This is a genomic window from Limnospira sp. PMC 1279.21 (assembly GCF_032349615.1).
Classification (GTDB): Bacteria; Cyanobacteriota; Cyanobacteriia; order Cyanobacteriales; family Microcoleaceae; genus Limnospira; species Limnospira fusiformis.
The window spans coordinates 1-11,674 of sequence record NZ_JARPLU010000046.1; the positions used below are offsets into that span (position 1 = coordinate 1).

Annotated in this window: 9 protein-coding genes and 1 pseudogene; 4 read left to right on the forward strand and 6 right to left on the reverse strand. The window is 42.8% G+C overall.

The window, feature by feature from the left end; all coding sequences use genetic code 11:
* The first annotated feature begins 392 nt into the window (after nt 1-392).
* Nucleotides 393-776 (forward strand): hypothetical protein, encoded by a 384-nt coding sequence (locus P5683_RS09395; protein WP_006625740.1) that lies wholly within the window; start codon nt 393-395, stop codon nt 774-776.
* Nucleotides 777-827: 51 nt separating this feature from the next.
* Here P5683_RS09395 and P5683_RS09400 read toward each other — a convergent pair whose 3' ends face one another.
* Together P5683_RS09400 and P5683_RS09405 are read right to left on the reverse strand one after the other, a co-directional pair.
* On the reverse strand, nt 828-2,039 hold the full coding sequence (locus P5683_RS09400; RefSeq protein ID WP_006625741.1) for a DUF790 family protein: 1,212 nt from the start codon (nt 2,037-2,039) through the stop codon (nt 828-830).
* A gap of 145 nt (nt 2,040-2,184) precedes the next feature.
* Nucleotides 2,185-3,294: an S-(hydroxymethyl)glutathione dehydrogenase/class III alcohol dehydrogenase gene (locus tag P5683_RS09405; RefSeq protein ID WP_315639726.1), complete on the reverse strand. Its 1,110-nt coding sequence runs from the start codon at nt 3,292-3,294 to the stop codon at nt 2,185-2,187.
* Nucleotides 3,295-3,357: 63 nt separating this feature from the next.
* Here P5683_RS09405 and P5683_RS09410 point away from each other — a divergent pair, with 63 nt between their 5' ends.
* The 3 genes from P5683_RS09410 (at nt 3,358) to P5683_RS09420 (ending at nt 6,763) form a co-directional block, all read left to right on the forward strand.
* Nucleotides 3,358-4,686, forward strand: a complete 1,329-nt coding sequence (locus P5683_RS09410) for a DNA cytosine methyltransferase (protein ID WP_046319760.1) — start codon at nt 3,358-3,360, stop codon at nt 4,684-4,686.
* Nucleotides 4,687-4,808: 122 nt separating this feature from the next.
* Nucleotides 4,809-6,170 (forward strand): NCS2 family permease, encoded by a 1,362-nt coding sequence (locus P5683_RS09415; protein ID WP_006625745.1) that lies wholly within the window; start codon nt 4,809-4,811, stop codon nt 6,168-6,170.
* Between the two features lie 53 nt (nt 6,171-6,223).
* Nucleotides 6,224-6,763, forward strand: a complete 540-nt coding sequence (locus tag P5683_RS09420) for a GAF domain-containing protein (protein ID WP_006669157.1) — start codon at nt 6,224-6,226, stop codon at nt 6,761-6,763.
* A 9-nt stretch (nt 6,764-6,772) separates the two neighbouring features.
* Here the strand turns inward: P5683_RS09420 and P5683_RS09425 are convergent, their stop codons facing one another.
* The 4 genes and pseudogenes from P5683_RS09425 to P5683_RS09440 all read right to left on the reverse strand — a co-directional run.
* Entirely contained in the window at nt 6,773-7,828 is a 1,056-nt protein-coding gene (locus P5683_RS09425; protein WP_006625747.1) for an AI-2E family transporter, read from the reverse strand.
* An 87-nt stretch (nt 7,829-7,915) separates the two neighbouring features.
* Nucleotides 7,916-9,640, reverse strand: coding sequence for a DMT family transporter (locus P5683_RS09430; protein WP_006625748.1), 1,725 nt, complete (start codon nt 9,638-9,640; stop codon nt 7,916-7,918).
* A gap of 283 nt (nt 9,641-9,923) precedes the next feature.
* A complete protein-coding gene (locus P5683_RS09435) occupies nt 9,924-11,357 on the reverse strand; it encodes a phosphoglucomutase/phosphomannomutase family protein (RefSeq protein WP_006625750.1) in 1,434 nt (477 codons plus the stop codon).
* An 86-nt stretch (nt 11,358-11,443) separates the two neighbouring features.
* Nucleotides 11,444-11,674, reverse strand: a pseudogene (locus P5683_RS09440) (hypothetical protein); the annotation flags it as partial.

Sequence of the window (11,674 nt, forward strand, 5' to 3'; positions counted from 1 at the left end):
CTGAGGACAAATCTAACGATGGAATGCCCATATAATCGGAACGTTGTAACCCCTCCAAGACTCTGCCTATAAACAAGTGAGCAATATTACTCATAGGCAGTAGTGATAAGTGTAAGCGCAAGTCTCGGAGGGTGAAGGATGCGACCAGAAGCCAATGCCCATCTGTAATGGCTGGGATATGCCCACAGGTCGCGGTATGGATATAGATACTGCAATTAGTAGGAGCCTAATGGCGAAAGCGAGTTTAAAGACTACGTGTGCATACAACTCCAAAAGTTGAAGTACGAAAGCAGGGGTTCGTAACCCTGTTCCTATTGACAAAAAGGGTATCCATATCAGGAGCCGTGTGATGCGAAAGTATCAAGCACGGTTTTGAATAGGAGTTCGAGAAGGTGACTTCTCGTCCGACCTTACCTGTCACTCAAAATTTTAGACCCATGAGATATAAATATCATCGCCAAATCCAACCTAAACTTAGTGCCATTCCACGTCAGAAGTCTCAGGCTAATCTTTACCGAAATTCATATCTACTAGCGGTTGAAAAAAATCGCCTAACTGAAGAATTGGAGGTTTTACAAAGTCGGAGCCATATCATCGAACAACGACTCGCATTGATTGAAGACCAACTAGGAGAACTAGAAAAAGATGTAACTGAATTATCAGTTCCACCTTCCCCTAAACCTCCAAATAATCTTCCTGTCAATAATCCAGAACCGCCACCTCAATCTAACCCCACCAATTCCAGCCATATTAATACCTTTATGGTTGATTATTAGGAATAATTAAAGGCGGTTTTATGATATAAAAACAGAAATATAAAACCGCCTCTACAGGACTTCTAACACTGCTTTCGGGGATAATTTACCCTTAAACCAAACTACACGCGCGGGAATCTCACTAATTTTAACTCCCGCTTTGGCTAGGTTTAAACGTTCAGAAATAGCTAAAATTAAACAGTCGCATTCAGACTGCCGCACTTGAGAGAATTTCTTTCTTAAATATTCCGATCGCCAATAACCAACTATTTCTAACAGAAACATTCTACCATCAGGATGAACTAACCGAAAATCGGGAATCATCACACTACCAGGAATGGGAATTAAATCTACTTCCCTTTCTAGTCGCCACTCGGTTTTTAGGGAACTCCAACGGTCAGCAAAAGACTCCTCAATCATGCTGTCGTAGGCTTTACCTGGGGGATAGTGGCTAACTAATTGACAGTCAGAATTGAGGGTGTAACGACCCTTTTTAATTTCCTTAGTATAAGGGTCTCGCTGTTGTAGGGTCGCCTGTAGACTCCATTTAGTGACATGGAGTAAAGCTGGTATCATTTTAGCTAAGGCTAACCCATAGCGTGTACTAGCTTTAAATAAGCTGGTTGGTCCGTCTACTGTAATGGTAAATCCATGGTCTGCGTCTCCTTCAATATAAGCCATTAACTGAAATAATTTTAAGTACCGAAACAAAAGTTTATATTCTCCTGGGTCGTTACGGTAGGCGTTGATTTTTATCTCACTAGCACGATAAAATATACCCTGTACTTGTGACAAGTTATAACGGTGAATTAAGGCTTCTGGGGTGGGGGTATCAAACTGGGTAAGAATCCGGTTTTCTTGGAGATCTGCATATAGTCCTACTTGAATTTCGGAGGGGAAAACTTCCCGTTTTAATTCGGCGGTTAATTTCAGGGATAATTCCTCTAAAGTTTGCGCGGTAGAATCAGGAGAAGGTATCGATTTAGCGGCTGCGGAAAATACCCTTTCTCGTAATTTTTCGGGGTCGAGAGGGCTGATGATTTCAAAAGTACAAAAACCACTCCTAAGTAAGTGGGCTAATCCTCGTTTGATGCGATAGTTGGGGCTATCTCCTTCTAAGTCTTGGAGTTGGCGGTTTAATTCTCCTTGGCTATGGTTGACGCAGTTGGTAAATTGTTCTATGATTTCGGAGGCGATCGCTAAATTTCCCTGATTAATTGGTAATCTCAGAGGGATAATTGTTTCTCCATTTTGTCGATAGCTGAGTAAATCAGTGGGTAACATATAAGGGTAAAGTTAATCGAAGATTATCAGTTGTGGCGATCGCCTTTCTATGGGTGAGGCGGTTGACTCATTCCCATAGACCAGAGAAATGCGATCGAGGCGTGGGTTCGGATTATCTCACACTTGTCATTGATTTAGCCTCGTATTAAAACATTACCACACTGCGAATAGACTCTCCTCGGTGCATCAAATCAAACCCTTCGTTAATCTGTTCAAAAGGCAAAACATGAGTAATTAAATCATCAATATTAATCTTACCCTCCATATACCAATCAACAATTTTCGGCACATCAGTCCGACCCCTTGCGCCACCAAAAGCCGACCCTTTCCAAACCCTTCCTGTCACCAACTGAAACGGGCGGGTACTAATTTCCTGTCCGGCTGATGCTACCCCGATAATAACACTCACCCCCCAACCTTTATGACAGCATTCTAAAGCCTGACGCATAACTTGAACATTACCAATACACTCAAAACTATAGTCAGCGCCACCCTTGGTTAAATCCACCAAATAAGCCACCAAATCACCCTCAATTTCGGCGGGATTCACAAAATGAGTCATCCCAAATTTTTCGGCAATTTCTCGCTTTTGCGGGTTAATATCAACCCCGACAATCATATCAGATCCCACCATTTTTGCCCCTTGTATTACATTTAAGCCAATCCCCCCTAAACCAAAAACCACCACCTTAGAACCCGGTTCAACTTTCGCCGTATTAATGACCGCGCCTATACCCGTTGTTACCCCACAACCGATATAGCACACTTTCTCAAAAGGCGCATCTTCCCGAATTTTTGCCACCGCAATTTCTGGCAAAACTGTATAGTTAGAAAATGTAGAAGTTCCCATATAATGATGAATCATTTTGCCATCTTTAGAAAAACGGCTACTACCATCAGGCATTAATCCCTTTCCTTGGGTTCCTCTAATAGCTTGACAAAGGTTGGTTTTCATGCTAAGACAATACTCGCACTGACGACATTCTGGAGTATATAACGGGATGACATGATCACCAGGTTTAAGACTTTTGACATCGGGTCCTACTTCTACTACAATTCCCGCGCCTTCATGTCCTAAAATGGCTGGAAATAATCCCTCTGGGTCAGCACCAGATAATGTATAAGCATCAGTATGACAAATTCCTGTAGCTTTAATTTCGACTAACACTTCCCCGGCTTTTGGACTTTCCAGATGGACAGTTTCTAGGCTGAGGGGTTTTCCGGCTGACCAAGCCACGGCGGCTTTAACTTCCATAGTATACCTCTGATTTGATATGATTATTTAGATTATCATAACTCAGAATCTGGGGATAAATAAATGCAAACAGACTTATTTAATCTGGAAATTAGCCAACCTAAATTTACCTTTGTTGACCTATTCTCTGGTATTGGTGGCTTCCGCATTGCTTTAGAAAATTGGGGCGGTAAATGTTTGGGATATTCGGAAATTGCCGCGAATTCTATACAAGTATATAAACAAAATTTTATCAGAGATGCTAATCTTGATGAACCCAACCTGGGAGATATGCGATCGCTTCATAAATTACCCTTTACGGTCGATTTAATCACGGGGGGAGTTCCTTGTCAACCGTGGTCAATTGCGGGAAAACTTCGGGGGTTAGATGACCCAAGAGGTCAGTTATGGTTAGATACTATTCGAGTGATTAAAATGAATCAACCCTTAGCTTTTATCCTCGAAAATGTTAAAGGTTTGACTGACCCCAGACACCGCCCACAGTTTGAGAGTATTCTTGAGGAATTATCCGCCGCCAATTATCATCTAAAATGGCAGGTAATTAATGCCTCAGATTTTGGCTTACCACAAGACCGCGATCGCGTTTTTATTGTAGGAATACGTCGAGACATTAATCAAGGTAAAAACTTCCAGTTTCCCCCACCTTTAAATCTACATCCAAAACTGTTTGATTTTGTGGAAGGAGTCTCTCAAAAACCAGTGATCAAAAAAAAGTTTTCGCCCCAGGTTTTATTTGGCAACCATATCCCCCCAGCCCGAGGTCGCTTTCAAAAAAATGATGAACTTAATGATTTTTTTCTGTTTTCCGACGTGCGAAATGGACAAACAACTATCCATTCTTGGGATTTAATCGAAACGAGCGATCGCCAAAAACAAATCTGTGATATAATCCTGAAAAATAGGCGCAAAAAAATCTATGGTCCCCAAGACGGGAATCCCATTCCTTTAGCAGCATTACAACAGTTAATTAATGATTTACAAGAATCGGAGCTTAATCAACTTATCGACCAACGAATTTTAAGATATGTAGAAAATAGGGGTTATGAATTTGTGAATTCTAAAATATCTTCTGGTATTAACGGAGTCGCCAAAATCTATCTCGCGCACGCCGAAGCGATCGCCACTCTCACCGCGACCGGAACCAAAATATTTGTAGCAACTAAATACTTTAATTGTCAGAATCATCAACGATATAAGCAAGAGTTTATAAAGACTATCTATCATCCCCAAAAATACAAAGAAATCACCCCCAGAGATACAGCAAGATTACAAGGTTTTCCCGATTGGTTTGTGTTACATCAAAATCCCAGTATTGCCAAAAAACAACTAGGTAATGCTGTCCCCGTCCCCGTAGTCCAGGCAATTGCTAAATTATTATTAAATTATTATTAAATTTCTGGCTATAAGCATCATATATATGCTAGATGTAGCCACCATACCTATCAATTACTGAATAATTAGCCCAGACCAAGCAGCATTAGTTAATCCTTATATAGCCATATATTTTAATCTCCATGACTGAAAATTCACCATCTCAAGAAAACGCCATATCTAAATTTTTCCAATTTCAGCCACTCCAAACTAACCTGCGAACCGAAATAGTTTCAGGGGTCACGACCTTTGTGACTATGGCTTATATTTTGGCGGTTAACCCCGATATTCTTTCCAATGCCATTTTTTTAGAAACCCCTGGCGACCTATTCGGAGAAATTGCGATCGCCACCGCATTATCCGCCGCCATTGCTACCCTAATTATGGGGCTATATGCTAACTATCCCTTCGCCCTAGCCCCAGGAATGGGTTTAAACGCTTATTTTGCCTTTTCCGTCGTCCTCAGCCAAGGAATTAGCTGGCGAGTCGCCCTAGGCGCAATTTTCATCGAGGGATTAATTTTTATCGCCCTCACCTTCGGAAATATTCGCGCCCAAATTGTCACCGCCATTCCCAGCGGTATTAAACACGCCACCGCCGCCGGAATAGGTCTATTTATCGCCTATATAGCCCTGACCAAGACAGGTTTAATTATCTCATCCGAAGCTACCGTTACCACCCTAGGCGACCTCAGCCAACCCACAGTATTAATTACCCTAATTGGCATTTTAATCACTGCTGCTTTTGTCGTCCGTCGCATTACTGGGGCTTTATTATGGGGTATTATCGCCACGGCATTATTAGGGTGGATTTTAGGCATTGCCCCCTGGCCGCAAGGTTTCATGAGTTTACCACAATTTCCCAGAGATTTATTTGGTCAAGCCTTCGTCGGTTTAGGGGGAATATTACAGGGTAATTTTGGGCAACTCATAACGGTTATATTTGTGTTTCTGTTTGTGGATTTATTCGATACCGTCGGCACCTTAACCGGCTTAGGGATGAAAACCGGATATATCAACGAAAAAGGCGAACTTCCCAGGGCAAATAGGGCATTTATTGCGGATGCTGTTGGCACGACAATAGGGGGAATTTTAGGCACTTCAACGGTCACAACTTATATTGAATCAGCATCAGGTATTTCCGAAGGGGGACGCAGTGGATTTAATGCCATTACCGTGGCGGTTTTATTTTTACTTTCGATGCTATTTATACCCCTACTGGCGGGGATTCCATCTTTTGCTACCGCCCCCACGTTAATTATAGTAGGAGTGTTGATGATGGCTAGTGTCCGGTCAATTGCTTGGGACGACCCGGCTGAGTCTATATCGGCATTTTTAACCCTATTTATTATGCCTCTTAGCTACTCTATTGCTGATGGTTTGGCGGCTGGATTAATTGCTTATCCAATTCTGAAAACTCTCCAGGGTAAATGGTCGGAAACTACTATTGCCATGTGGGTTTTAGCTGCCATTTTTGTATTAAAATTTGTGTTGGTTGGTGGCTAGTATTGCCGTGTTATAATGAGACAATGGTTGTATTCTGAACTTAATTACAAGAGATGAACTTCCCTAATATATTCGGTGATTCAACCAATAGCAACCCTAATCCTAACAGTGATCCACGCTTTCAACAATTTGTTGAACGTTTACAACAGGTGGAAGATCGCGATCGCCTAATTCAGGAAACCCTGAATGGGTTACGAAAACACCTGAAAAGCGATCGGATAGTCTTATACTACTTTTATAAGCAGTGGCGCGGACAAGTTACCTTTGAATCACTGCGTTATATCGACTATTCGATTTATGGCTCAACTGGGGCTGATGATTGTTTCAATGATCAATATGCTAGACTCTATTTAGAAGGGAGAATATCGGCAATTTCAGATATTGATGAAGCTGACATTGACTCCTGTCACCGCGATTTTCTGAAAAGCATCAGAGTTAAGGCAAATTTAGCGGTTCCAGTGGTTAAAAATCAACAATTATGGGGATTACTAATTGCCCACTATTGTCAAACCTCCCACTCTTGGGTTAATGCCGAAATTGACACCATGAAACAGGCGGCTAAATTATTATCAGAATCACCATTTTTGGACTAATGCCATTAATTACTGTTCATTTTTGCCTGGTATTTGCTTAACCCCGGCATTTTTGATGTTCACAAAACCCACAATTACAGCAGCAATAGGAATGGATAAAAACAAGCCCAAAAATCCGGCTATTCTGGCACCGAGTAATAAAGCAAAAAAGATAATAACCGGATTGAGATTAACAGAATTTTGCATAATTCGAGGCATCAAAATATTTTCCTCAATCTGCTGTAATAAAACGCAATAAACTATCACTTGTAAGCTAATTAAAATTCCCTTTGGTAAAACAATTATGGCTGACAGAATAATTCCAATGGTCGCACCGACCCCCGGAATTAAATCAAAAACTCCCACTAAAGTCGCCAAAAATAGGGGATAGGGCGCTTGTAGAATTAAATAGACAAAAAAAGCAGAGAATCCAAAAAAAACAGATAAAATTAATCGCCCCCTAAAAAAGCCCAAGAAGTTATTTCTCAAAGATAAGGTCAAATCCTCGATATTAGATGGGAAAAAACTTTGAAAAGATGCCCAAAGTTCCTCGCCATTAAGTAGCATAAAAAATGTGACTACTAAGATAATAATAAATTCCACCAAACCAGATAAAATTTTGCCAACAGCCGCCGTCCCAAAACTAAATAAATTGGAGACTTCCTGCTTTAAATCCTCTTGTAAAAAATCTAAATCAACCTGAATATTAGCATTTTTTAGCAAGGTTTCTATTTGGTCAACAAGATTGACAAAAGAATCCAATAAATCTGGTGCTTGGCTGACAAATTGTTGCAACTCGGAAACTATAGCCAAGCCCAAAGTTGCTACTAAACCTATGAGCAATAATAAGCTAGTTAAAAACACGACTACAACGGCGACAGTATGGCTGGTATATTTCTGTAGCCATTGCACGGGATAATTGAGCAAAAAGGCAAAAATAGCGGCAAAGACAAAAACAATTATGATGGTTTGAAAATAAGCAATAAATTGAATAAACGCCCAACCAAAAGCAAACAGGAGCAAATAACGAACTAAACGAGAATTACTCAAAAAATTCTCAAAGGGCTTACTGGTCTGTTTGCTCATGTGTAAATAGGACTCAAAAGTTGATATCTATAAATCTCAATAAAAATAGAGGATCGGAACTGCCAAAGACAGTTCCGTAACTCATAACTAAGCCTTGCGTTTAGCAACTAACATCCTTTCGACACTCATACTTCCCACTCCGATAATTACCAAACCCATTCCTGAAATTTGCTTTAAGCTCAAAGCCTCACCAATAATCAGAAAAGCCAGCAAAGCTGTTAATGCAGGTCCAGAAGTGCCGATAATGGAAGCCAGTGCAGCCCCGGCGGAACGAATAGCGAAGTTATTAAGTAAATAACTCAATAGGGTTAGTACCCCTAAAATCGCCCCACCGATGATAATGGGATTCCATAAATCGGGGTTAACTTCCAATCCGAGATTATCTGGTAAGAACATCAAACTTAAAGAACAAAAGACAAAAATGGAAGCAAAATTGACCAAACTAAATGGAATTGGGTGCAATTTTCCGGCAGCAATTTGGGTGAGTAGTACATAACCAGCAAAGGCAATTCCCGCCCCCAAGGCTGCTAAAACTCCAATTTCGGTATTACCTGCGGCTCCTCCAAAAAAGTTAGGTAGAGATAAAATACCACCAATTAAAATGGTGAACATTGCTCCTATTCTAATTAAAGTAGGCCGATCGCCAAAAAGTCCCCAGGAAGCCAAAACGGTGATAATCGGGTAGACAAAGAAGATGGTAATGGCAATCCCTGTGGGAATTTCACCGATCGCAATATAGATACAAACCTGAGACAAAAACAGGAAGAAACCGCTACCGATAACCGTTACAATAAGTTTAGAGTCTCCGGAGTTCAGAAATCTGCGAATATCAGTCCAAACCGCCGGATAGAGAAAAGTTGCCAAAAAGGGCATGAGTAGCATTACCACGACCATTCGCAGCAACAGAATCAGTAGAGAATTTCCCAAACCCGGAGTAATCACCCCATCGATCTCAAACAGCCCAAACATGACTTTGGGAGTATCAGGGGTTTTGAGAAGAATCCTCAAACAGACATTAAACAGCGACAGTACCAAGGCGGACATGAGCGCCAAAAACAAACCCACCTGCACACTAGAAGGGGGACTAGGAGTCTGAGGCGGTTTATGTGTAATCTCAAGTTCCCGCTTGTCACGGGAGCCTGGCGGTAAAACGCGGGGTGAATCTGGTGTTAAATCTTCGGTAGCATTCAACTGCTGTCGCAACCGATTTACGACGGTTTCTAGCAAGGTCTCAACCTGCTGTTCCAGGCTTTGCATATTGCTCAACCGCTGAGATAAATCGCTGTGATAGCTATTTAACTCCTGCTGTAGACCGTGAAAAGTCTGATTAAGACTGCCTTCTAAAACTGCTTCTAACTCCTGGGGAGCTAAATCAGCAGCCTCTGAACTCCCAGACAGCATAGGAGCAGTCTCCGCTGACAGCAAAGGTTGATCAGATTCAACCCGTATTTGATTAATACGCGCAATCAGTTCCCGTTGCAAATTATTAGCTAAAATTTGCGCCAGTTGCTTGAGCCACACCCGTTGTTTGGCTAGGTCCCGTTCGGATAAAGTTTCTGATTGTTGTGATTGCAACTGCTGATGTTTTCGCTGGAGGCTTTCAATATCAGCGATCAGACGATCTTTATCCTGCTGAAGTCGTAGGACATCCTGTGATAGCCGATCCCTAAAATTCCGGTGGAAAGCCTCCACCTCTTGAATGATTGTATTTAAGACCTCTTCTGGTGGTCTACTGTCATCATTACCGGAGGGTTTCGGTTGATAGTCTTGTTTCCCCATAGCGCGATTAACCTCTGAATCGATCTGAAGCATGAGAGCAAATCTGGCCCTATTATGTATGTTTTTCTCTTTACTCTGTTCTCAGGCTTACTGTCCACTCATTCATTAAAACAGGAAAGGCACAATCGTACACTTAACTTGACAAGAGGACAGACTATTAGGCACTGTTGGGCAGTTATTAGAGATAACGGGGCGCGATCGCCAATTTGGCATCTAACTAGGGTGCGTCAGGTTGAGGTCATTAACGGGAAACCCGAAACCATCAACTACTGACGCACGTTCCAACTAGCTTGGCATCATTAGATGAGGTCCAAGGTCAAGCATTATGGCTTAACGCCCAATCCTTAGCCCAATTTAGGGTTTGCTTTACGGTTTCCATACTATCTGCCTCGCAGTAAAGGCGCAAGACTGGTTCGGTACCACTAAAGCGGATTAGTAACCAACGATTATCGGCTAATCGGAACTTGTAACCATCTACAGTCAGACAATGGACTACTTTCACGCCAGCGATTTCTGTCAGAGGGTTATTCTCTAACTCAGTGACTAGCTTCTGACGCACATCCATACTAGCTAAGGGTAAATCAATGCGATCGTAAGCTGAACTGAAGTTGACCTGCTGCTGTAGACGGTGATAAGTTTGGCTCAGGTCTTCCCCTGACTCTACGACGGATTCTAGGACATAAAGGGCTGACAGGAGTGCATCCCGTTCGGGGATATGATTGCCATAACCAATGCCTCCGGACTCTTCACCGCCAATTAGTACGGCATTGGATAACATCCGATCAGCAATATATTTATAGCCAATGGGGGTTTCGTACAATGGCAGGTTAAACATTTCTACTATCCGAGGAATTAGGTCAGAACCACTCACGGTTTTGATTACTTCCCCAGTAAATCCCCGTCTGGTTGATAGGTGTTCTAGCAGAATCGGAATTAGAACCTGAGAACTGAGGAAATTTCCCTGGCCGTCTACTGCTGCAATGCGATCGCTATCTCCATCAAAAACTAGCCCGACTGTGACTCCATTAGCTTTGGGGGTATGGCTTTTAATCTGTCGGAACAGTTCAGACAAATAGCGGGGTAAAGGTTCCGGTGCGCCGCCGCCAAACAGCGGGTCGCGATCGCTATTAATTTCCTGTACACCATCGCCAATCAGTCGCCCCAGTCCTCCGGCTGCCGCACCGTGCATCACATCAGCAAACACGGTCAACTTTCCAGAAGCGATCGCCTCATGAATAGCAGCCATATTGACTTTGGATCTCAAAGTTTCACAATATCCCGGCCAAGGGTCGAAGGATTCCAAACTACCAGGAATCTCGGCATCTGGAAGAGGCTTATCTAAAAGGCTTTCAATCTTTTGGGTGACATCAGGATTCACTGAACCACCAAATCCGCCCTTCACCTTGAGTCCCAAATATTTACCGGGATTATGGCTGGCGGTAATCACGATCGCCCCTAAAGCCTGCTGTTGATAGGCTGCCAGACTAAAAGCGGGAGTTGGTGCATAGCTGCTGCTAAGTTTAACATCAAACCCCGCCTGTTGAATGGCTGCGGCCGCTGCCCCAGCAAACTCTTCCGCCAAAAAACGGCGATCGTAACCAACAATTATAGTTTTATTGCCGGTGTCGGGAAACGTTTGTTGTAGCACCATTGCGGCCAACGGAGCCACCAACCTAACTCGCTCAAAGGTGAAATCATCAGCAATTACGCCTCGCCAGCCATCAGTACCAAATTTAATGGGTTGAGTCATTGGGTTATCCTAGCTAGAAAGCTGCCAAACTATGCACCATCGGGGGTGATTCTATTAAGTGACGTACACCCGCCACCCATGCCAGACTATGGTGCGGGCTTCTCCCACGGCGTATTACCTCTGTTTAGCCGATTCGAGCCTCTTATAGTGAGGAATACGCCGAGCGGGGCGGGTTTATTAATATCCTGGTGAGGTCCGATAATTGACCGCGGAACCCGGAGGGCGGGTTTATTAATATCCTGGTGAGGTCCGAGAATTGACTGCGGAACCCGGAGGGCGGGTTTATTAATATCCTGGTGAGGTCCGATAATTGACCG